Origin of the sequence: Actinacidiphila sp. bgisy167 (genome assembly GCF_965342175.1) — a bacterium.
Lineage (GTDB): Bacteria > Actinomycetota > Actinomycetes > Streptomycetales > Streptomycetaceae > Actinacidiphila.
The window spans coordinates 17,628-39,492 of record NZ_CBDRBL010000066.1 but is presented as its reverse complement, the minus strand read 5'-3'; the positions used below and the strand labels follow the sequence as shown (position 1 = coordinate 39,492).

Annotated in this window: 21 protein-coding genes, 1 other RNA gene and 1 pseudogene; 17 read left to right on the top strand and 6 right to left on the bottom strand. The window is 71.5% G+C overall.

What is annotated here, in order from left to right:
• Window positions 1-37: 37 nt before the first annotated feature.
• A complete protein-coding gene (locus tag ACRWND_RS22880) occupies window positions 38-1,165 on the bottom strand; it encodes a hypothetical protein (RefSeq protein WP_431952340.1) in 1,128 nt (375 codons plus the stop codon).
• 181 nt (window positions 1,166-1,346) lie between these two features.
• Between ACRWND_RS22880 and ACRWND_RS22875 the strand changes: the two genes are divergently transcribed.
• The 3 genes from ACRWND_RS22875 to ACRWND_RS22865 are packed head-to-tail and all read left to right on the top strand — an operon-like array spanning window position 1,347 to window position 4,143.
• Complete coding sequence (locus ACRWND_RS22875) at window positions 1,347-2,210, top strand: Nif3-like dinuclear metal center hexameric protein (protein ID WP_431952338.1); 864 nt, start codon at window positions 1,347-1,349, stop codon at window positions 2,208-2,210.
• The gene (locus ACRWND_RS22870; protein ID WP_431952344.1) at window positions 2,207-2,950 is read left to right on the top strand and encodes a zinc ribbon domain-containing protein; all 744 of its coding nucleotides are present in this window, start codon (window positions 2,207-2,209) and stop codon (window positions 2,948-2,950) included. The genes ACRWND_RS22875 and ACRWND_RS22870 overlap by 4 nt, the downstream gene beginning before the upstream one ends.
• A complete protein-coding gene (locus ACRWND_RS22865; protein WP_431952336.1) occupies window positions 2,950-4,143 on the top strand; it encodes a bifunctional RNase H/acid phosphatase in 1,194 nt (397 codons plus the stop codon). Before ACRWND_RS22870 ends, ACRWND_RS22865 begins: the two co-directional genes overlap by 1 nt.
• A gap of 130 nt (window positions 4,144-4,273) precedes the next feature.
• Here ACRWND_RS22865 and yaaA read toward each other — a convergent pair whose 3' ends face one another.
• Window positions 4,274-5,056, bottom strand: coding sequence for a peroxide stress protein YaaA (gene yaaA, locus ACRWND_RS22860; RefSeq protein ID WP_431952334.1), 783 nt, complete (start codon window positions 5,054-5,056; stop codon window positions 4,274-4,276).
• A 125-nt stretch (window positions 5,057-5,181) separates the two neighbouring features.
• Here yaaA and rnpB point away from each other — a divergent pair.
• From rnpB to ACRWND_RS22835, 5 genes and pseudogenes are all read left to right on the top strand, one after another.
• Window positions 5,182-5,582: RNase P RNA component class A (gene rnpB / locus ACRWND_RS22855), an RNA gene on the top strand.
• A gap of 176 nt (window positions 5,583-5,758) precedes the next feature.
• Window positions 5,759-5,928, top strand: a pseudogene (locus ACRWND_RS22850) (integrase); the annotation flags it as partial.
• Between the two features lie 237 nt (window positions 5,929-6,165).
• Window positions 6,166-7,107: a hypothetical protein gene (locus ACRWND_RS22845; RefSeq protein ID WP_431952332.1), complete on the top strand. Its 942-nt coding sequence runs from the start codon at window positions 6,166-6,168 to the stop codon at window positions 7,105-7,107.
• A 65-nt stretch (window positions 7,108-7,172) separates the two neighbouring features.
• Window positions 7,173-8,087, top strand: coding sequence for a hypothetical protein (locus ACRWND_RS22840; RefSeq protein ID WP_431952330.1), 915 nt, complete (start codon window positions 7,173-7,175; stop codon window positions 8,085-8,087).
• Window positions 8,087-9,112, top strand: coding sequence for an ImmA/IrrE family metallo-endopeptidase (locus ACRWND_RS22835; protein ID WP_431952342.1), 1,026 nt, complete (start codon window positions 8,087-8,089; stop codon window positions 9,110-9,112). Before ACRWND_RS22840 ends, ACRWND_RS22835 begins: the two co-directional genes overlap by 1 nt.
• Window positions 9,113-9,121: 9 nt before the next feature.
• On the opposite strand, the gene ACRWND_RS22830 is transcribed toward ACRWND_RS22835, so the two are convergent.
• The 3 genes from ACRWND_RS22830 to ACRWND_RS22820 form a co-directional block, all read right to left on the bottom strand.
• Entirely contained in the window at window positions 9,122-9,853 is a 732-nt protein-coding gene (locus tag ACRWND_RS22830) for a hypothetical protein (RefSeq protein ID WP_431952328.1), read from the bottom strand.
• 83 nt (window positions 9,854-9,936) lie between these two features.
• A complete protein-coding gene (locus tag ACRWND_RS22825) occupies window positions 9,937-10,779 on the bottom strand; it encodes a TauD/TfdA dioxygenase family protein (protein WP_431952326.1) in 843 nt (280 codons plus the stop codon).
• A gap of 31 nt (window positions 10,780-10,810) precedes the next feature.
• Window positions 10,811-11,689, bottom strand: coding sequence for an amino acid--tRNA ligase-related protein (locus ACRWND_RS22820; RefSeq protein ID WP_431952324.1), 879 nt, complete (start codon window positions 11,687-11,689; stop codon window positions 10,811-10,813).
• A 504-nt stretch (window positions 11,690-12,193) separates the two neighbouring features.
• Here ACRWND_RS22820 and ACRWND_RS22815 point away from each other — a divergent pair.
• From ACRWND_RS22815 to ACRWND_RS22775, 9 genes are all read left to right on the top strand, one after another.
• Entirely contained in the window at window positions 12,194-12,469 is a 276-nt protein-coding gene (locus tag ACRWND_RS22815) for a hypothetical protein (RefSeq protein WP_431952322.1), read from the top strand.
• A gap of 132 nt (window positions 12,470-12,601) precedes the next feature.
• Window positions 12,602-13,642 (top strand): fatty acid desaturase family protein, encoded by a 1,041-nt coding sequence (locus ACRWND_RS22810; protein ID WP_431952320.1) that lies wholly within the window; start codon window positions 12,602-12,604, stop codon window positions 13,640-13,642.
• A 102-nt stretch (window positions 13,643-13,744) separates the two neighbouring features.
• On the top strand, window positions 13,745-14,890 hold the full coding sequence (locus ACRWND_RS22805) for an inosamine-phosphate amidinotransferase 1 (protein ID WP_431952318.1): 1,146 nt from the start codon (window positions 13,745-13,747) through the stop codon (window positions 14,888-14,890).
• Between the two features lie 57 nt (window positions 14,891-14,947).
• Window positions 14,948-16,270, top strand: a complete 1,323-nt coding sequence (locus tag ACRWND_RS22800) for a JmjC domain-containing protein (RefSeq protein WP_431952316.1) — start codon at window positions 14,948-14,950, stop codon at window positions 16,268-16,270.
• Window positions 16,267-17,097 carry a DUF3865 domain-containing protein gene (locus ACRWND_RS22795; RefSeq protein WP_431952314.1) on the top strand — a complete coding sequence of 277 codons (831 nt, stop codon included), beginning with the start codon at window positions 16,267-16,269 and terminating at the stop codon, window positions 17,095-17,097. Before ACRWND_RS22800 ends, ACRWND_RS22795 begins: the two co-directional genes overlap by 4 nt.
• Window positions 17,097-17,531 (top strand): GFA family protein, encoded by a 435-nt coding sequence (locus tag ACRWND_RS22790; RefSeq protein WP_431952312.1) that lies wholly within the window; start codon window positions 17,097-17,099, stop codon window positions 17,529-17,531. The genes ACRWND_RS22795 and ACRWND_RS22790 overlap by 1 nt, the downstream gene beginning before the upstream one ends.
• Before the next feature lie 124 nt (window positions 17,532-17,655).
• A complete protein-coding gene (locus tag ACRWND_RS22785; RefSeq protein ID WP_431952310.1) occupies window positions 17,656-18,528 on the top strand; it encodes a dimethylarginine dimethylaminohydrolase family protein in 873 nt (290 codons plus the stop codon).
• A gap of 71 nt (window positions 18,529-18,599) precedes the next feature.
• Window positions 18,600-19,874, top strand: coding sequence for a cation:proton antiporter (locus ACRWND_RS22780; RefSeq protein WP_431952308.1), 1,275 nt, complete (start codon window positions 18,600-18,602; stop codon window positions 19,872-19,874).
• Window positions 19,871-20,461: a nitroreductase family protein gene (locus ACRWND_RS22775; RefSeq protein WP_431952306.1), complete on the top strand. Its 591-nt coding sequence runs from the start codon at window positions 19,871-19,873 to the stop codon at window positions 20,459-20,461. Before ACRWND_RS22780 ends, ACRWND_RS22775 begins: the two co-directional genes overlap by 4 nt.
• Here ACRWND_RS22775 and ACRWND_RS22770 read toward each other — a convergent pair whose 3' ends face one another.
• Complete coding sequence (locus ACRWND_RS22770) at window positions 20,462-21,790, bottom strand: transcriptional regulator (protein ID WP_431952304.1); 1,329 nt, start codon at window positions 21,788-21,790, stop codon at window positions 20,462-20,464.
• Window positions 21,791-21,865 lie beyond the last annotated feature (75 nt).

Below are 21,865 nucleotides of genomic sequence, written 5' to 3'. Positions count from 1 at the left end.
CGTGCGGGTGCGCGGAACGCCGGAAGAGTGTACCCACTCAAGATCGCGTCGCCAGAAGCGCCTTCTGCAACGGGAGCACGGGGCAGGTGCGGCCGCCCTCCGGAACGTCCGCGCGAGCGCCCTCCGCCGCGCTCCCCACCGGAGCAGGGACGGGGACCGCGGGCGGCGCCTGGTACTCCGCGGCACCGCACGGACAGTGCGCACAGGCGTACGGCAGGCGCAGCGTCCCCCCGGGCGACCACAGCCCCGCCCCGGCCAGCCAGCCCTCCGGCGCCGACAGCCAGGTCGCGCGGCGCTCCCCGGGCCGCCACACCACGATCGACGTGCCGTGCGGACCGTCCGCGCGCAGCGCCACCGCGCACGCCTCCGGCATCAGCACCTGGCCGGGCTGCGCCGCGAACGGGGTCAGCACCGCGTCCGGGACGCGCAGGCACTCGGCGAACCGCATGGGCCGCCGGCTGCCCAGCACGCCCCAGCCGATGCGGTCCTCGCCCGTGGCGTCGCTGCGCACCACCAGCAGCCCGCTGTCCGGCTCCGCCAGCAGCAGGCGGTCGTTGCTCGCCTCGGTGATCTGCAGCAGCGGGCTGACCGCCCCGGCCCGCTCCAGGTCGACGGCGACCGTCTTGACCGTCCCCTCCGCCTCGCGGTCGAGCGCCAGCAGCCGCCCCGTCCGGTCCAGCCACGCGCCGCCCCCGCAGCGCCCCGGGACCTCCGCCAGCCGGCGTGGACGCAGCGCCTGGTCGTCGTGGACGAGCCACACGGCCGACATCTCGCGCACCGGGTCGTAGGTGAGGGCGTACACCTCGCCTGAGGCGACCGGAGGCAGCAGCCGCGCCTCCGCGTCCCCGCCCGGGAGCGAGCCGACGAGATGCTCGCCGGTGCCCGGACCGGCCGGGTAGAGCAGGACGATGTCGTGGCGGTCGGCGACCCGGCGGCGGATCACCACGCGGCCGTCGGGCAGCGGCGTCACCTCGGAGCACTGCTCCTCCGGCTGGTTGCCGGGCAGGGGCACGGTGTACGGCTCCGGCCCGCCGAGCGTCCAGCGCTCGGGATACCAGCCGTCGCCGCCCGGTCCCTGGGCGAGGCAGGCGGCGTAGGAGCCGTCCGCGGCGATCGTGAACGCGGCCCGCCGCACGGTGGTGGTCTCGGTTGCGCAGGCTGTCATGGTGTCGCTCACCTCCACGCCACGACGCTAGTTTTCGCACGCCCGGTCGTCCGACAAGAGTCGGTCGTCTTCACACGTAAGAGTGGCTCCCGTCTCCTTCCGCCGGACTTCGGATGCTCGATGTGCTCATGACCAGCCCGGGGATTCCGGCGGCCTGGCGGCGGCGCGGTAACCTCGACCCGTGCCGAAACTGTCCGTCGTCATCGCCGCCCTCGAAGCCCTCTGGCCCCCGGCGTGGGCCGAGCAGTGGGACGCCGTCGGCCTCGTCTGCGGGGACCCGGACGCGGAGGTCGGCCGCGTGCTGTTCGCCGTCGACCCGGTCCTCGAGGTCGTGGAGGAGGCGATCGCCGTCGGCGCCGACCTGCTGGTCACACACCACCCCCTCTACCTGCGCGGGACGACGACGGTGGCGGCGACCGGCTTCAAGGGCCGCGTCGTGCACACCCTGATCAAGAACGACATCGCGCTGCACGTGGCGCACACCAACGCCGACCGGGCCGACCCCGGCGTCTCCGACGCCCTCGCCGAGGCCGTCGGCCTGCGGGTCACCGGCCCCCTCGTGCCCGACCCCGCCGACCCGGCGGGCCGCCGCGGCCTCGGCCGTGTCGGCGAGCTGACGGAGCCGGTGACGCTGGCGGAGTTCGCCCGCCGGGCCGCGGCCGGCCTGCCGGCCACCGCGACCGGACTGCGCGTCGCGGGCGACCCCGAGCGGCAGGTCCGCACCGTCGCGGTCTGCGGCGGCTCCGGCGACAGCCTCTTCGACGACGTGCGCAGGGCCGGGGTGGACGTCTACCTCACGGCCGACCTGCGCCACCACCCGGCGTCCGAGGCACAGCAGGCGGGCCCGCCGGCGCTGGTCGACGCCGCCCACTGGGCCACCGAATGGCCCTGGTGCGCCCAGGCCGCGCGCCGCCTCGACGAGCTCTCGCAGCGGCACGGCTGGGCGCTGCGCACCTATGTCTCGCGCGCCGTCACCGACCCGTGGACGGCCCACGCCCCGGCACTTCCCCTTGACGAACCCACGACCTCAGGAGCCCCCCGCTGAAAGCCGCGCCCGCAGACCAGATCCGACTGCTCGAGGTCCAGGCCCTCGACTCGCGCCTCGCGCAGCTGGAACACAAGCGCAAGAACCTGCCCGAGCACGCGGAGATCGAGCGCCTCGGCTCCGACGTGACCCAACTGCGCGACCTGCTGGTCGCCGCCCAGACCCAGGAGAGCGACACCGCCCGCGAGCAGACCAAGGCCGAGCAGGACGTGGACCAGGTGCGCAAGCGCGCCGTCCGCGACCAGGAGCGGCTGGACTCCGGCGCGGTCTCCTCCCCGAAGGACCTGGAGAACCTGCAGCGCGAGATCGCCTCGCTCGCCAAGCGGCAGAGCGACCTCGAGGACGTCGTCCTGGAGGTCATGGAACGCCGCGAGGGCCTGCAGGAGCGGGTCCAGGAGCTGACCGGGCGCCTGGAGTCCGTGCAGGCCAAGGCCGCCGAGTCCGAGGCGCGCCGCGACAGCGCGCTGCGGGAGATCGACGCCGAGGGCTCCACGGTCGTCAAGGAGCGCGACATCATGGCCGCGTCGGTCCCCGCCGAGCTGCTGAAGCTCTACGACAAGCTGCGTGCCCAGTCCGGCGGCGTCGGCGCCGCCCGGCTCTACCAGAAGCGGTGCGAGGGCTGCCGGCTGGAGCTGAACATCACCGAGCTCAACGAGGTGCGGGCGGCCGCCGCCGACGAGGTCGTGCGCTGCGAGAACTGCCGGCGCATCCTCGTCCGCACCCCCGAGTCGGGTCTGTAATGGCCCGTACGTTCGTGGTGGAGGCCGACGGCGGGTCCCGGGGCAACCCGGGACCGGCCGGGTACGGCGCCGTCGTCCGCGACGCCGCCACGGGCGAAGTCCTCGCCGAGGCCGCCGAGTTCATCGGCACACACACCAACAACGTCGCGGAGTACCGGGGCCTGATCGCCGGGCTGCGCGCCGCGTGCGCGCTCGACCCGCAGGCCCGGGTGCGGGTGCGGATGGACTCCAAACTGGTCGTCGAGCAGATGTCCGGCCGCTGGAAGATCAAGCACCCGGACATGCGGCCGCTGGCCGCCGAGGCGAAGGCGCTCCTGCCGGCGGAGCAGGTCAGCTACGAGTGGATCCCGCGCGAGAAGAACAAGCACGCCGACCGGCTCGCCAACGAGGCGATGGACGCGGGCAAACGCGGCAGGCAGTGGGAGCCCGGGCGCTCCGCCGCAGCACTGGCCACCGCCGCCACGGAGCCCGTGCCGGTGCCGGTCGGCGACGGCGCGAGTGAGGGCGCGGCCGCCACGGCCGGCGAGGCACTCAAGGCCCCGCCCGTGGGCTGGGCGTCGGCGGCCGACCTCGGCACGCCCACCACCTTCGTGCTGCTGCGGCACGGGGAGACCCCGCTCACCGCGGAGAAGCGCTTCTCCGGCAGCGGAGGCGACGACCCGGACCTCTCCGAGAAGGGCCGCCGGCAGGCGCAGCGCGTCGCCGACGCCCTCGCCGCCCGGGGCACCGTCCAGGCCGTCGTCACCTCACCGCTGGCCCGCTGCCGGCAGACCGCGCAGCTGGTGGCGGACCGGCTCGGGCTCGACGTACGCGTCGACGAGGGGCTGCGCGAGACCGACTTCGGTGCATGGGAGGGGCTGACCTTCGCCGAGGTGAAGGAACGCCACCCGGCCGAACTCGACGCCTGGCTCGGCTCCGCCAAGGCCGCCCCGCCCGGCGGGGAGAGCTTCGCCGCCGTCGCCCGCCGGGTCGCCCTGGCCCGGGACAAGCTCATCGCCCGCTACGCCGGGCGCACGGTGCTGGTGGTCACCCACGTCACGCCGATCAAGACCCTCGTGCGGCTCGCTCTGGGGGCCCCGCCGGAGTCGCTGTTCCGGATGGAGCTGTCGGCGGCGGCGCTGTCGGCGGTGGCGTACTACGGGGACGGGAACGCGTCGCTGCGACTGCTCAACGACACGTCCCACCTGCGCTGACGCGGCCGTCGTCGCGCGCGGCTCGGGGCGCACGGGGCGGGACCGGGGGTGCCCCCCGCCCGCCCCATGTCCCGGGTGGCCGACCGCCGGTGGGGGCGTCGCACGGGATACGGGACGCCCCGCGCGGCGCTCAGTGGACGTCCGTCACCAGCACGTCGAGGCGGCCGGGGCCGGCCACCTCCACCGTGAAGCCGAGGTCGCGGAGCGCCACGACCAGCGCGTCGGGGTTTTCGGGGCGCGCCCCGGACTCCAGCAGGGCTCGCACGATCCGCCCCTTCGTCGCCTTGTTGAAGTGGCTGACGACCTTGCGCGTCTGCGCCTGCACCACCCGCACCGTCGCCGTCCGCCCCGCCAGCGCGCTGCGCGGTGCCGGCTTCCACGCCGCCCCGTACGCCGTGGACCGCAGGTCGAGCAGCAGGCCGCCGCCCGCGGCCTCCGCCGCGTCGGGCAGGGCCTCGGCGAGGTGCGTGCGCCAGTACGCGGCGAGCGGCCCGAGCGCGGGCAGCTTCACGCCGATCGAGCAGCGGTACGCCGGGATCGCGTCGCGGACGCCGACCACGCCCCACAAGCCGGAGAAGACCAGCAGGGACCGGGCGGCGCGGCGGCGGGCCGCGGCGTCCAGGGTGCCGAGGCCGAGGGCGTCGTAGAGCACGCCGGTGTAGATCTCGCCGGCCGGCCGGGTCGGCGCGTCGCGCAGCCCCGCGTTGCGGGCGATCTCGCCGCGCAGGCCGGGGCTGAGCCCGAGCACGTCCGCCGCCTTGTCCTCGTCGCCGCCGGAGCAGAGCCCGACGAGCTCGTCCAGCACCGTCGCTCGGGCCGTGGTGAGCCCGGGCAGGGAGAGGGTCCCCAGGTCGACGGCGGGGCCGTTGCCGTCGGAGGCCTTGCCCTCGGACGGCGGTAGCAGGACGAGCACGGTGGTTCTCCTTCACGTTTCCTCGTGCAGCAGCCTACGGCCGTCCGAGGCGGGCCCGGCGCCTGCCTCGTCCCGCCCTGCGCCGGGCCGGCCGTCCCGTCGACTACCATGGTCACCACGGCAGACGAGCCGAGCGGGCGGCCGCGTCAGGACCTCGGTCCTGCCGAGGAACGTCCGGGCTCCACAGGGCAGGGTGGTGGGTAACGCCCACCCGGGGTGACCCGCGGGACAGTGCCACAGAAAACAGACCGCCGGGGCCGCAAGGCTCCCGGTAAGGGTGAAACGGTGGTGTAAGAGACCACCAGTGCCCAGGGTGACCTGGGCAGCTAGGTAAACCCCACCCGGAGCAAGGTCAAGAGGGACCGTCGCGAGACGGTCCTGCGCGGACGTTCGAGGGCTGCCCGCCCGAGTCCGCGGGTAGACCGCACGAGGCCGGCGGCAACGCCGGTCCTAGATGGATGGCCGTCGCCCGGCCGGCCGCGAGGCCGACCGGGGACAGAACCCGGCGTACAGCTCGACTCGTCTGCCCCCACCTGCGGCTTTGCTTGGGAAAGGGCCTCTGACCTGCGTCGGAGGCCCTTTCCGGTCTTTCGGGGGCTTGCCGCGTTAGGCGGCGGAAAGTCCCTCGGAAGTCCCTCTGACAGCGCTGAAAGTCCCTGCAAAGTCCCTGGGACGGAGAGGCAGGGGGATGCCCCGCGGGGGCTGCTCGCTCTGCCTGTCGCCGTCGACCTCGACACAGCGAACAAGGCGCTGACGATCGGCCGCAGCACGGATTACGCGCTGGCGAAGCGGGGCGAGTACCCGGTCATGCTCCTCAAGCTCGGCAACGCGGACGTGTGGTCACAGCGGATCTCCACCGCCTGCTGGGTATCGTCCCGGAGGGCGGACGCGGGGAGAGCGAACTCGCTGTATGGCCCATCGGCCGGACGGCGGGTCGGGCCTGCCGCTCGTCCGTGCCCAGAGTGTTCTCACGCATCGCCGCTCGCAGCCGGGCGAGCATCCTCGTGCTGACCCAACCGGCGTGGCGGATCCCCGTCCGGGCATCGGGAGGTGTATAGGAAGAGGCCAGTGCGGACGGCGCAGTCCGCAGGGTGAGGCCGAGGTGGTCGATGGCGGGCGGGGCGCACGAGGAGCTGGCACGGTACGGCCAGCTTGGTGATCTGGGTCTTGAGTTGCTGCGACGCGTCGGGCGTCAGGTGGCACGATCCCAGGGATTCCCACCGCCCGAAGGTCATGCCGCGTGGACAGACGAGGCCGTCGACGAGCTCCTGTTCGAGATGATCAGCAGGAAAGGCGAGAACTTCCTCCTGACCTGCTTCCTGAAGACGGTCGACGACGCCTCCCTGGAGAAGATGTTCTTCACGTCGATCAGGAATTTCCTGATCGACGAAGCCAAACGTACCGAGCGGGGAAAGCTGCGGCGGCGCTTCGCCGCGCGCCTTGGCGCGGACAGTCGGTTTCGCGCGGTGGCTGGTACTTCGCCCCGGTGGGCCCTGACCTCTCATCCGCCCGGCGCCGTCTGGCAAGGCGATCTTGATGAACTGGTCAAAGCCGCCTGGGAAGTGCGTGGAGTATGGATCACTGCCTGGAACCACTCCGGGCCGACTCCCAGGGAAACCGTGCGCGCCCTGATGGCCGTACTCACCGGAGTGCTGGAGGCAGCAGGTGGAGCGGTCCGGGAGGAAGAACTGGCCAAGGTTCTTGAAGCCCGCTTCGAGCTACTCGCTCCTGCCGAGTTCATCGCGCTGTACGCGGATGATGGCGCGCTCATCGACTCTGCCATCGATCCGGAACACGGGACCGTTCCCGTGGAGGCCGAGACCGTAGCCGGGGAAATCTGGGCCGACATGTCCTCGCAGGAGCGGAGGCTCCTGTCGCTCCTGGAAGACGATCCGGCAGAAGTCTCCGTCCTGCTTGGACTCGGGCGCCGACAGACGTCCGCGATCATGGATGCGCTGCGTGAGAAGCTCATGCTGGCTCTGACCGCTGCAGGTAGCGATCCCCGAGAGGTAGCCGCAGCGCTGCTGCGCCGCAGCAGTGAACCCCCCTGACGTTCGGCGAGTGACGTCGTTTGTCCATAGTGGGAACAGACCGCCGAGAGGAATGGGGCCGCCCGATGAGCCAGGCATCGAGCAGCGCATATGAGCGGCTGCGCGCTACAGCCGCCCAGCTGCATGTTCCCGATGCGGTCTGTACCGCGGCGGCGGCAGCGCCGGGTGATCCCCGACCGGGCCAGATCTGGCGCGCTGTGTGGGAAGGCGTCGTCGAGGTTGTGGCTATCGCGGCGGTCGATGACACTGCGGTGCACGCCTTGCCGGTCTCCCTGGAGACACGCTTCCATGACTCCGACACGGTGCTGCTGCCCGCCGAGGCTTCCACCCTGGAGCAGCCGTTTGCCCTGTGGTGCGGTCTGGGTAGGCGTCTCCCGTGGTATGTCCTGGACCGGCAGGTCAGCGAGCTGTCCGTTCCCTTGGAAGCCGACGGCTCACCCGCCCCGGATGCCTCCGGGTACCGCTATGGCAGCCCCCTTCCCAGTCACGCCTCGCAGGCGGCCGAATTCCGCTCGACCCTCGCCGACACCATGGACGTGCTGGCGACGGCGCGCTGGGCGCCTCGGGGCAGTGGCGGTCTGCCTGCCCTGCTGAAGCAGTGCGGCTTGGGTCCCACCGAACTGATCCATCGCCTGAGCATCAAGCCACCGCGCGCCCTCGCGCTGCTGCGCGCGCAGGCACCGCTCACCCCGCCCGAAGCTCGCCTCCTCGCACCGACCCTGGGCATGTCTGCGGACGCGATCCTGGCTGCCAATCCGCCGTTGCCCGACCGTTTGGTGCACGAGCTGAGTCGCCCCGCCCGCCGCGAACAGATCCGTCGGCTCGCCCACCTCACCGGAACCGCTGAACAGGAAGCCCGCCGGCAGGCACTCTTTGCCACACTCACACTGGCAGCGCGTCAGGAGCGCCCTGCGGAAGCGGACTGGCCTGCTCGGGTAGACCGCTATTTCCACGTTCACCTAGGCCCGGAGAGCGAGTGATGGACTACCTGCGCCGTGCCGCGGCCCGTACCCAGGCCAAGGCCATGCTCGCCGTTCTGCAGCGCGACCACCCCGGCGCTGCCGAGCGGTTGGGCGACGGCGCCCTTGACGAGCTGCGGCAGTGGCCCGGCCTTGAGGTCAGGGACGTACCCGACGATCGCTCCAGCGGCGGTTGCAGTGTCTCCGGCGCCTATTTCGCTGGCACTCCTGCCGTCCTCGCCGTCGCCACCTCTGCCAGCCTGGCCCGCCGCGAGTTCACCGGTCTCCATGAGCTGGGCCACCACCTGCAGCAGACCGTGGTGGAGTTGATGGACGTGCTGCTTGCCGAGTCCGACGGTGGCGCCGCCCTGGAGGATGCTGCCTGCGATGCCTTCGCCGCCGACATCCTTCTGCCCGACACACTCGCCGATCGCCATATCACTGCCGTCGGCCCCACGGCGGACGCCGCAGTCGCGCTGTGGCGGGTGAGCAATGCCTCCCGTATGGCGGCGTGCGTGAAAGCCAGCGAACGCCTCCCAGCTCCCGGCCACATCCTGCTCCTCGACCGCGACGGCATCCTCGCCTTCGGTGCCTCCCACGGCCTGCCCCCACTGCGGCGCGGTAGCGACCAGAGCCAGGTCCCGGTCCTGCGCACGGCCTTGTCGGGCCAGGGACACGCCGAGGGACGTGGCCGGCTTGCCTACCGTGACGGCGCCGTCGCCGGTGAGGAGCTGTACCTGCAGACCGCGGCCATGGACGGCTACGTCCTGGCCGTCGCCGTCACCGACCTCGCGCCCTGGAGGACCTTCGCGCCCTCCGTTCGATACAACGGCCCCGAGCCCGCTAGCTACACCTGCGCACACTGTGGGGAGGACTTCACCTCCTTCGCCCGCGCCTGCGCACGCTGCGAGTCCGCCCCGTGCCCCGACTGCGGCTGCTGCGGCTGCGACCGCAAGGTGTCCGAGCGCCAGTGCAAGGCCTGCTTCGTAGTCCATCCGGCGGCCATGTTCGACGGCGCCAGCAGCCGCTGCCGCGACTGCGACTGAACCCTCTCGTCACACCCGTCGCACTACCGCCGAGTTACGTCGTCTGTCCCAAGCGAAGGCACCCACCCCGGGCGCCCCACCACGTACGGGACCCCGGAGCCGGCACCGGGTACCACGATCTACCCGGCCGGCAGAAACGAGCACGACAGCACGATGAGCGACAGCACCAAGGGAGCCTTCGACGCCTTCGATGAGGAACTCAACCTCGACGGCCGCGAGCGCAAGAGCGCCCAGAAGCGGCACAACGAGATCACCGAACACCTGGTGAACGCCGGCCTGGCCATCGCCCGCGTTGACGGCCTTCATCGTCTCGTCGGGAAAGTCGGCGAGAAAGTGCCGCACCGGGAGCTCGGCGGAGAAGTACCCCGTCATGCGGGCCAGCGCGGCGAGCGACCGCTCCAGGTGCTCGGCGGTGCGCAGGTAGCGGGAGACGTAGTCGGAGTGGGGCGAGTAGATGTGCAGTCCGAAGTCGTTGGTCACCTCGGCGGCCGCGGGCGTTGGCGGCAGTGAGCGCAGCAGGATGTCGAGCGCGTCGGGCCCGGTGACCGGAAGGTGGTCGTGCAGGCCCTGGCTGGTCCGGGCGATCCGGGCGCTCAGCTCCAGCCGGGGAAGGTCCGCCATTACCGACGCCACGAACGTGTCGGCGTCGAACTCGGCGCACGCTGCCCGGACTTCGCGGCCGATGCGGGCGATGCGCTCGGCGTTGAGGGCGGTCTCTTTCAGGGGAACCTTCGCGGTCATGGGTAAACCCTAGGGGCGGCTACGGGGGCATCCTCGTGTTCTCGCCGCGGGTCCTCCGGCGGTGTGAACGCGCGGGCTTTCGGCTATCGGACGGCGGCGCGGTACAGCAGCCGGCGGTGGCGGGAACTGTCACAGGGAGAGGCGGTGTGGAGGGTGGCGAGGTTGTCCCACACGACCAGGTCGCCCTGCTCCCAGCGATGACTGTAGACGTACGGCGCGCTGGTCGTGTGCTCCAGCAGCTCCTCCAGCAGCGCGCGGCTCTCCTGCTCCGCGAGCGTGCTGATGCCGCTGATCACCATGGAACCGAGCAGCAGCGAGCGGGCGCCGGTTACGGGGTGGGTCAGCACGAGCGGGTGTACGACCTCCGGACTCGCGGCCAGGCTCCCGTCGGCGATCGACGACTGGCCGCCGCTGGCCTGGCTCTGCAGCGCGCCGAGCCGCTCGACGGAGTGCACCGCGCGCATCGGCTCAATCCGCTGCCGCACCGCCGGGGCGAGGCCGGCGTATGCGCGTGTCGCGTCGGCGAAGCGGGTCTCACCGCCGCTTGCCGGGGTGATGACCGAGTAGAGCATCGTCGCCGAGGTGAGCTGGGGCTTGAAACTGTTGTCGGCGTGCCACTCCTCCTCGTTGTCCCCGTCGTAGACCCCGATGTGCTTGCCGTCCTCGACGATGTTGCTGATGACGGTCAGCCCCGGGAAGCCACCGACGGCGTACCGGCGGTCGACGCCGATGTCCACCGTCCCGAAACAGGAGGCGACGGTCAGCAGATCGGCGTGGGTCAGGTGCTGGCGGGGCACGATCAGCAGCCGGTGCCGATGCAGGGCCGCCGTCAGCTGGGGCGCGAGCCTCTCGGCGTCGGTCGCGAGATCGGCGTCGACGACGGCGCCGAAGCCGCTCTCGTCGAGCGGGCGCAGCGACAGGTCCATCGCCACTCCTTCCGGACAGTGACCTGATCGGTCAGAACTGGGGCGAGGGCTGGAAGACGCTGATGTCCTTGACGCCGGAGGCGGCCATGCACAGCCGCTCGATGCCTATGCCAAGTCCGACGCTGCTGCCTGGGACACGTCCCGTGTCGATCGCCTCCCGGGCCAGGGCCTGCTCGTCGTCGTACAGGTCCACCGCGCGGGCCCGGTCGACGAACGCGGCCCCGTCGGGCTCGTCCTCGTAGCCGTGGACGACCTCGATGCCGTCGACCAGGACCTCGAAGCGGTTGAGGACGCAGGTCGTGCCGGGCGTCAGCCGCGCGCACGGCTCGTCCCCACCGACCGGGTACTCGGTCAGGAACAGCGCGGCACCGGTGCTCTGGGGTTCGAGCTCGCGCTCCACGTACTGCCCGAGGACCGTCTTGAACGGCACGTCCACGCCTATGCCCAGGTGGGCGGCCATCTGAGCAGGCAGGTCGCCGAGGGGCTCGCGGTGCAGGTCGATGCCGAACTGGTCGCGGACGTGGTCGGCGACGGACACGCGCTGCGGGCTGTAGGGGAGGTGCGGGCCGATCAGCCTCTCGGCGAGCGCCAGGAGGAAGTCGAAGTCCTCGCCGGCGGCGTAGAGGTCGAGCATCTGGAACTCGGGTGCGTGCAGCGCATCGGGCTTCTCGGGCCGGAAGCACGCGCCGATCTCGAAGATGCGCCGGTGGTACTCCAGGTTCACGCGCAGGGCCGGGCCGATCATCGCCCGCAGGAACCGCCCGCCGTCATAGTCCAGCGGCAGACGTCGCCCCGGGCCGAGGTCGGCTCTGCGCATGGTCGGGGTGGTCACCTCGACGAAGGTCTCCGCGCGGAGGGTGTCCCGCAGGCTGAACAACAGGTCGGACTTCATGACGACGGGGTTGAGCACGGGTGCTCCTCAGGCCGTTGTTTCCAGGTGGAGTTCGTGGGAATCCGGGCTCCACGATGATCTGTCGTGTGGGTCCCCGGCGGGCCCACAAAAGTAGCCGCGCCCGCACGAGCAGCAGAAGCCCTCCTGCCCGCCCTGCCGCGCCCAACGGGCGCGAAACAGGGCCCGTTCAGGAACAGAATTTGTCGTTTTCGCAGGTCAAAAGCGGTGTACGCGCAACGGGGACGCAACGGTCCCATGCAACCGGCGCAACGGCCAGAGCCGTTGCGGCCCTCCTCGGCCCGGTTCTAGCGTGACTGGCCAAGCGCCCGGCGTGACCGCCACGCCACGCTCCTCCCAGGTGGAGGAGACGTGCTCCGGCGCGGCCCTCTCCACCCCGGCGTTCGCCCACGCCACGGCGTGCCGAGCCGACGGTCCAGCACCTCGCCGGACCCACGGCCCGGCAGTTCCACAGCCCGATCACCCGGACTCGCGGATCACCCGCGACCGAACAGGGAGAACTCGATGACCGCTACCGCCGGAATGACCCCGGACACCGGCCTGAAGGCCGGAATGACCCCGGACACCGGCCTGAAGGCCGGCATGCGCCCGGACGCCGTGGACCTGAAGCTCGGGATGCGCCCCGACGCCCCCGTGCTGAAGGCCGGCATGCGACCGGACGCCCCCAGCCTGAAGGCCGGCATGCGCCCCGACGCCGCGGACCTGAAGCTCGGGATGCGCCCCGACGCCCCCGTGCTGAAGGCCGGCATGCGCCCCGACAGCGCCCTCGTCGCCGCCTGACCCGCGGCTGAGCCACCCCTTCGTCGCACTCCGGCGCGCCCGCCAACGGCAGGTCGCCCGTGCTGCCCGCCCCGCGGGGGCGCGCCGGAGCCCGGCCCCCCTTTCATCCGTACCGCGTCGACTGGAGAACTGATGGGCAGCCCCGCCGCCGGCAGGACCCGCCAAGGCACCGGAGCGTCCGGCCCTGTGCGCAAGGCCCTCGGCCAGCAGCTCATCGCCGACCTGGAGAAGCTCTGCGGGCGCCCGACCATCGGCCTGTGGGACGTCGCCTGGGACCTTATGGCGATCGCCGCCGCAGCGATCGCCGGACACCTCATCGGCCACGTCGTTGGCCCCCTGCTCGCCGTCTGCTACATCGGGGTGCGCCAGCGCCACCTGTCCAACCTCGGCCACGAGTGCGTGCACTCCAAGCTCATGGCCACCCGCCGCGCCAACCGGATCGTCGGTTACCTCCTGACGGGTCTGCTCGGCGAAGGCTTCGAGCCCTACCGCAGCAGCCACTACGTCCACCACGCCAAGCTCGGCTCCGACGACGACCCGATGTTCCAGTCCTATCGCTCCGGCAACATCCGCGCCGCGGGCCGGGCGCCCAGCCGCCGCGCCTTCGTCCTGCGGGTCATCGTGCGCAACGCCCTGTGGCGGCTGCCGAAGACCGCGGTGCTGACCCTGCTCACCTGCGCGCCAGGGGAGACCTGGCGGGCCCTCGCCGCCCGGGCAGTGCTGTGGGCGGGGGTCGTCGCCGCGCTGTGGCCCGTGGGCGGCGTGCCGTACCTGCTGCTCTACTGGCTGCCCCCCCTCGTCCTGGTGCGGCCCGTCGTCACCTGGATCACCGATCTCGGCAACCATGCCGGGCTGATCGAGAACGGCGACATCCTCCTGCAGACCCGCGGTTGGACCTCCCACTGGCTCACCCGGCACCTGCTCGGCGGCCATCTCGACGACATGTTCCACCCCATCCACCACTGGTGCCCGCAGATCCCCTGGCGGCGCCTGCCCGAGGCCCGCGCCCTCACCGCGCAGCACCTGCCACGCTTCGGTGAAGTGCCTTGGTGCTCCGGCTACTTCTTCCGGCGCCGCGCCACCCCCGACCAGCCGTGCGTGATCGAGGACATCATCACCCGGCTCGCCGCCCCCGCCGCCTGCACCTCACGTCGGCACGCCTCGGCCGCCTGACCTCCCCCGCCCGACCTTGAACCCCGAACGGCACCGCCCACCCCGGCCGCGCGGCCGGAGCCAGGCGCGCGCCGTCGCCCGCCGCCGAGGAGGCGGCCCACCATGCCCCAGCCCGCGCCCGCCTCGTCGCCGGCCCTGAACAGCTTCGACGAGTTCACCCGGCTCGACGAAGTCGTCCTCGGCCGCGCCGATCACTACGACGCCCACCACACCGACACCTCGTGGCGGCTGTTCTTCTACGACAACGTCGCCCCGGTCCTCGGCCGGCACACCAGCCCGTCAGGGGAAGAGCTCCTGCCGATCCCCGCGCAGCTCGTCGACGAGCTCAACGAGGACATCGCCGGCCTGGCCGACGCCCTGACCGGATGCGGGGTGAAGGTATTGCGGCCCGCGGCGCCCGGCAAGGACGTCGACATCCGCTCCCCGCACTGGGACGCCAGGGCCACCCCGCCGCTCAACGTCCGCGACCAGACCATCATCCTCGGCAACACCATCGTGGAGACGGCACCCCACGTCCGTGCCCGCATCTTCGAGAACGACCTGCTCAAGCCCGCCTTCTACCGTTACTACCAGGACGGGGCGAACTGGCTGAGCATGCCGCGCCCGGCCCTGGCCCGCGACTCCCTGGACACCGCCTACTTCACCCGCCAGAACATGGACGTCAGCCGCGCCACCGACGGCGAAAGCGCCGGCGCGATTGAGGGCCTGGGCCTGGAGATGGTCTTCGACGGCGCGCAGTGCATGCGCCTGGGCCGCGACGTCCTGGTCAACGTCGCCAACTACAACCACGAAGTCGCCCTGCGCTGGCTGCGGGACAACATCCGCGGCCTGCGGTTCCACCGCCTGAACGCCATGGCCGACAACCACATCGACAGCGTCCTGGTCCCGCTGCGCCCCGGCCTGATGCTGCTGCGCTCCCCGGCCTACCTGAAGTACCTGCCCGAGGACATGCAGTCCTGGGACGTGATCTACGCCCCCGACACCGACGACCGCAGTTTCCCGGACTACAGCGACCTCGGCTTCGTCATCCCCATCGGCAGCCGGTACATGGACATCAACCTGCTGTCCATCGACGAGAACACCGTGGTCGTCAACTCCCTCTACCCGGAGCTGATCGAGGTCCTGGAGCGCCGCGGGTTCACCGTCGTCCCGGTCCGCCACCGCCACCGGCGCCTGTTCGGCGGCGGTTTCCACTGCTTCACCCTCGACACCGTCCGCCGCGGCGGCCCCGAGGACTACTTCAACTGACCCCATTCCCTTCCGTTTCCGGCCACGGCAGCCCGCCCCAACGTCAGGAGAGCCTTGATGGACACCGCCTACCCCTGGCCGCCCGACCAGACCTTCTGGACCGGCACCTTCCCCGACCACACCACTGGGCGGACCACGCCCTTCCTGTTCAAGGGCATCATCCCCGCCAGCGCGGCCGGGCCGGACGAGGCCCTGGCCGGCTTCGAGGCCATCCGCCGGGCCCACACCGCCGGCACCGACATCAAGGCGCACGCCCGCGTCTACGTCGGTGAGGAGCGCCGCGACGACCTCCTGCCCCAGGCGCTGACCGCTCCGTCATGGAACGGGGGCGTGGACGCCTTCGTGCCGTGGATGCAGGACCTCGTGGGTGCCGAGCGGTTCTCCCTGGTCATCAACAACCTGGAGACTGTCAGCCCCGCACTCGCCGCCGGCCTCGGCACCTTCCTGGGGACCCTCATCGACGGGTGGGGCCTGCCGCTGGGTGGCGCCGAACAGGTCGCGTTCGCAGGGAACTACGCGGGCACCGCCTTCGGGATCCACGAGGGCTACGAGGACGCCTTCCTCGTCCACCTCGGCCCGAACGCCAAGAACTTCTACTGCTGGCCCGCCGAGACGTACGAGAAGCTCACCGGCGGCAAACAGCCCTCCTTCGGCGACTATCGCGCGCTGCTTCAGGAGGCCGAGCACTTCCTGCTGGAGCCGGGCGACGCCCTCTTCCTGCCCCGTCGGGTCTTCCACGTCGGAACCCAGGACACCTTCTCCGTCTCGGTGGCCATGCCGCTGTACACCTACCCGTACGCGCAGATCCTGCAGAGCCGCATCATCCCCGACGTCCTCGCCGACCTGGCCGGGGACGGGCCCGACGACCCGCTCAACGAGCCCTCCGCGATGGCGGACACGACCGCCGGGCCCAGCGCCGTCGCCGACCGGCTGGCCGGCGTCGGCCGCGAACTCCTGCACTTCGCCGCCGACGGCGTCCGCGACGCGGCCCACCAGCACGCCGAGCGGCGGTGGGCCACGCTGCTGAGCAACGGCGGCTGGGAACTCGTCGAGGGCGACCTCTCCCGTCAGGAAGCCGCGAACGCCTTCGACCCCGAGCAGGTCACGCCGGGCGCCGAGGTCCGCGTGATCGCCCCCTACCAGGTGACCACCCTGCCCGACGACGGCGACTCCCGCCAGCTTCTGCTGCGTGGCCACCAGCCGGGCGTCGCCCTCGACGGCGCGGGGATGGACCGGGACGCCGTCACCGCCCTCAACCGCGGCGACACCCTCGTCCTGCCCGACAACGCCGCGCTCCTGACGGCCGTCTGCGCCCTGGGAGCCACCGGCGGCCTGCACCTGACCCCCCGCCCCGCCGACACCGAGGACGCCGACGCGTGACCCCCGACAACAGCCTCGTCCAGGCATACCTGAAAGCCCACCCCGAGACGCAGAGCGCCGTCAACGGCACCCTGCTGGGCAAGTTCACCTCCGGCGCCGCTCTGGTCACCGCGCACCTGGCGCCGCTGGTCGACTGGGCGTACGCGCGTATCGCCGAGAAGGTCGGCGCCGCCGACCTCAACGAGCGACAGGCTCGGATGTACATCGGGGAGCTCTCGGTGTTCGCCCGCTACAACGCCCAGTACCTCAAGGCGGCTGCCACCGCCGTGGAGGGCTACTGCCCCGAGCTCGCCCACGAGCTGCGCCGCAACCACCTGGAGGAGGGCGGCGAGCGCGGCAAGGTGCCCGCGCACTACGTCCTCTACACCAACGCCCTGCTGTCCGACCTCGGCCTGCTCGTCAACGGCCACGTGCCCGCCCCCGAGACCGAGACGCTGGTCAACCTCCACCAGTGGATGGTCGGCTCGCACATGCCCAGCCACATCGCCGGCGCCTACTACGCCACCGAGGCCGTGGCGATCGCCGAGACCGAGATCCTGCGCGACATCACCAACCGCTACGGCGAGCTGACCATCGGCCGCAGCGGCAGCGAGCTCAAGGCCCTGCACTACTACTACGAACTCCACCTCGAGGACGAGCACGAGGCCGCCCAGGTAGCCGGCATGAGCGTCGAGGCCGCCCACATCGAGGGCCTGGCCCGGTTCATCAAAGAGAGTGAACTCTTCCACATCGACCTTCCCCAGGCTCTTGACGGCTGGCTGACGATCACCGAGGGGATGACACACTGGTGGGCTCAACTCGCCCACCGCGCCTCGGAGATGAACTGATGAACGCCACCCCCGACATCGTCGCCGCCTCCCAGGAGCGCTCCGGCGGATGCCTGTGCGGAACGATCCGCTTCACCGTCAAGGGCGAGGCCGTCTACCCGCACACCTGCAGCTGCCGGCACTGCAAGAAGCTCGGCGGCGGACCGATGATGTGGTGGGCCGGATTCGCCCCCGAGAACGTCACCTGGACCAACGGTGTCGAACCGACCTGGTTCACCACGTTCGAGGACGAGGCCCAGCGGGGCTTCTGCCCGAACTGCGGCAGCCGCCTCGCGGCGATCGACAGCGACGTTCCCGAGCTCGGCATCGTCGTCACGGCCCTGGACGACACCAGCGGCGCCGATCTCGTCCCCGTCAACCAGTCCTTCCGCGACGACGCCGTGCACTGGCTGCCCCAGGTCCCCGACACCCAGAAGAAGTGCCTCGTCGACTGACACCCGCGAGACCTCCGGGGGCCGGCAGCCCTGACCTGCCGGCCCCCGGGACCCCGCACCTCCTGGGACCGTATGCGCCGCGTCCGGCTCACCTCCGACCCGTCCCGCACCCCGCCCAGGAGAGATGATCGTGCTCACCCCGCACGCCACCAGCGAGTACGGCGCCCTGCGCCACGTCGCCATGCGCCACGCGAGCGACGTCACCACCGACCTCGACGGCCCCGACATCCACCCCGTCCTGACCCGCCAGAAGACCACCAGCTCCTGGCAGCCGTACGACCCGGCCACCGTCCGCGCCCAGCAGGACACCCTGATCGACCTCCTCCGCGGCCGCGGCACCGAGGTGACCCTCCTCGACGCCGCGCCGGGCTGCCCGGTCCAGCACTACCCCCGCGACATCGCCTTCGTCATCGACCACGTCCTGGTCATGGCGCGCCTGAACGCCACGCACCGCCGCCCCGAGGCTGACGCGCTCGCCCCGCTGCTGACCGGCGCCCCGCACGTCGCCCACCTGGACGAGGGCACCATCGAGGGCGGTGACGTCGCCCTGCACACCGGCACCGTCCTGGTCGGCCTCGGCGAAGAGACGTCACCCGCGGGCGTGGCGGCGCTGCAGCGGGCGCTGGCCCAGCACGGCGTCGACCGCGAGGTCCGACCGGTCCGCTTCGCCACCAGCGGCATCGTCCACTTGGACGACCACTTCAACATCGTCGCCCCCCGCACCGCCCTGATCCACCGCGCCGTCTTCCCGCCCGCCGAACTGAGCTGGTTCGAGCAGCATTTCGATCTCATCGACCTCACTGGGGCAGAGGCGCGGGCCGTCCAGGCCAACGTCCTCGCGATCGCTCCGGACAGCGTGATCGTCGCCGCCGGCAGCGGCCGCATCGCGTTGGAACTCGCCGCACGCGGACTCGAGGTTCTCACCGTCGACTACCGCGAGGTCACCCGGATCCCCGGCTCGCTGCGCTGCACCACCCTGCCGCTGACCCGCGCCTGAGCCACCCCGATCTGCGCCCGCGACCGGCCCCGCACCGCCGTGTGGTCCTCCGCCCGACTCCTGGAGCTGTCGTGTCCGACCCGTTGCTGCCCCTGCTCCTCGCCGTCCCGGCCGTGGTCCTCGCCTGCCAGGCCGGTGGGCGGGCCGTAAGGCTGCTCGGCCAGCCCCCGGTCATCGGCGAAATCCTGGCCGGTATCCTGCTCGGCCCCTCGCTGCTCGGGTGGCTCGCCCCCACCGTCCAGCACCACCTTCTGCCGCCCTCAGTCCTGCCCATCACCTCCGCCCTGGGCAACCTCGGCCTCCTGGCGTTCCTGTTCCTGATCGGACTGGAACTCGATCTGCGCAGCTTGCGCACCACCCGCGGTGCCGTCGCCGCGGTCAGCCTCACCGGCCTCCTGCTCCCTATGGTCCTCGGCGCCGCACTGGCCGCCGCCCTCTACCCGCACTTCGCCCCCGACGGGGTCGGGCGGCTGCCGTTCACGCTGTTCGTCGCCGTCGCCCTGAGCATCACCGCCTTCCCGGTCCTCGCCCGGATCCTCGCCGACCGCGGCTTGGAGACCACCGCCCTGGGAACCTTCGCCCTGGCCTGCGCCGCCACCGACGACGTCCTCGCCTGGTGCCTGCTCACCGCCGCCGTCGCCCTGGCCACCACCGGCACCGCCCTGTCGGCTCTGACCACCCTCACCCTGACCGCCGCCTTCGCCGTCGGCCTCGCCCTCATACGCCCCCTGCTGCGCACCATGCTCGAGCGCGCCGGCCGCACCAGCGATGAACTCGTCCTGGCCCTCCTGTTCGCCGGGCTGTGCCTCAGCGCCTACACCACGGACCAGATCGGCGTGCACCCCGCCTTCGGCGCCTTCCTGTGCGGCGCCGCCGCCCCCCGCGGCCTTCCGGCCGTCGAGCGCAGCGCCGCGCGCATCCGCGCCGTCGTCCTGCCGCTCCTGCTGCCGCTGTTCTTCGTCGACGCCGGCCTGCACACCGACTTCTCCAACCTGCCCGCCGGACAGTGGGGCTGGGCAGCGGCCATCCTCGCCGTCGCTGTCGTCGGCAAGTGGGGCGGCGCGGCCGGCGCCGCCCGGCTCACCGGCTCCGACTGGCGCTGGTCGGCCGCAGTCGGCACGCTCATGAACTGCCGCGGCCTGACCGAACTCGTCGTCCTGGGCATCGGCCTGCAGACCGGCGTCATGACCGAGACCCTGTTCACCCTCTTGGTGATCATGACCGTCATCACGACCGGGGCCACCGCCCCGATCCTCCGGCGCGTGGCCGGCGACGACCCGCGCATGACCCCGCCGGCACCCCACGACGATCCCGAGCGTGCCCCGGCCCGGGAGGCGGCCCGATGATCCGAACCCCGAACCCGGTCCTGGACGCGGTCCTCACCCGGCGCAGCGCCCCCCGCCTGACAGCCCCCGCCCCCAGCCGCGCCGACCTGGAGCGCCTTGTCCAGGCCGCGGCCACCGCACCCGACCACGGGCGACTTCGCCCATGGCGGCTGGTCGCGGTGACCGGCGACGAGCGGGCCCGACTCGGTGACGCGTTCGCTGAAGCCGCCGCCTCACCGGAACAGGCCCGCCGGGCCGTCTCCAAGCCCCTGCGCGCGCCCCTGCTCCTGTCGATCGTGCACCGGTCCGTGCCAGACCACCCGAAAGTCTCCGAATGGGAGCAGCTGGCCGCCACCACCGGCATGGTCGTAACCTTGTCGCTGCTCCTGCACAGCCACGGCTGGGCGTCGATCTGGCGCACCGGCCAAGTCGTCGAGGCGCCACAGGTCCGCAAGTACCTCGGTGTCACCGGTGGAGAGCAGCTATTGGGCTGGTTGTACGTCGGCACCCGGCATGACGACGACACGAGTCCGAAGCGCTCACCATGCGACATCAGCGCCCGGATCAGATGGACACATGACGGTGCGTCCCGTGCCGCCCGCCGGTGATCAGAAGCCACGGAGCGGTACTCCTGCTTTCAGGTGATCGAGGCGTTCGGTGAGCCGTCGACTCATCAAGTGCTGGGAGACCTGGATGGCACGCTTCGTCACAGCCGCGTGCTCGGCCGACTCGCCGCGTAGCCGTGCCAGCTCGGCCTCGGTGATCAGGAGCTCGAGCGTGTCGCGCGTCCGAACCGACGGAAGCGCTGACGCTTCCTTCAGGGCCTGCGCCCCCTGGTCTGCCATCCCGGCCACAACGAACGCCCACGCTGCTTGGCTCTCGAGCTCACGACGGTCGAACCATTCCAGCGATGTCGGGCTGGTACTGCTGCGAGCACGGGCGAAGAACTCGCGAGCCTGATTCACCGCCGCCACGACGTGGTCCGGCCGTCCGTTCAGTGCCCATGCCCGAGCCTCTGTCACGCACGCATAAGCTTTGACGAGGGGAGGTGCGCCCTCGGCTGCCAGCACGGCACTTCGTGCGTGGGCCAGCACATCCCCCCGTCCGCCCTGCGAAGCCGCCAGTCGGACCTGGTGGATGTGGACCCTGGTGATGCGGGCGCGATCGCCGATCGCCTGCGCCAGTCGCATCGCCTGGAGGTCGTATCGCTGTGCCAGGCCGGGAAGTTGATCGTCGTAGGCCATCGAGGCCATCGCGAGAACAGCGTCCACCACGCTGCCGTACAGTCGACGTCCGGTCCGTGCGGAAAATGCTCCGTTCAGCATCGGTGTGGCGTGTGTGTCCATCATCGACGCGAACACACTGCGGAACTTTCCCCCACCATGCTGGGAATCCAACTTGCCGTACAGCCGGGTCTGTTCATCCAGCAACTCGATGTCCGCCACAGTGACCTTGCGCTGCCCGCGGCCATCGATGTCGGCATCCGCTGGCATCACGAGTGCTTCCCGCGAGGCGGGACCGAACACAGTGGGTGAGAAGGCACTCTTGACGACGTTGCGCCGGCGCATGGCGTCCAGGCTCCACAGCTTCGAGAGCATGCGCACGGCGTGGGGAACGTCCAGATACTCCAACGACTGTGCCGCGACCGCGCCGGTGCCGGATGGCCAGCCCAAAGTCTCTGGCGTCACGATTCGGTGCAGCGCTGCCGACAGCACGTGGCACGCGGCGGCGGCGAGGTCGTCATTCGGAGTCGCGCCCTTGCACCACCGTGAGACGGTACTCGGGACCACGGCGTAGGGCAGGCGGGTCGCCTCACAGCGTGCGGCGACCCGCCTGGCGAAGCCGCTGATCGACCAGTCCAAGGCATCCAGATACTTCAGTAATACTTCGTTGTGCTCTGTGTGTAGCAATCGCGGACTCAGCATCGTGCCGCCCATGGCAGTGGTGTATGGGAACGTTTGCGGTCGGAGACCGGACAGCGAGAGCCACGGATCCGGCCGCCGTCAGGACGT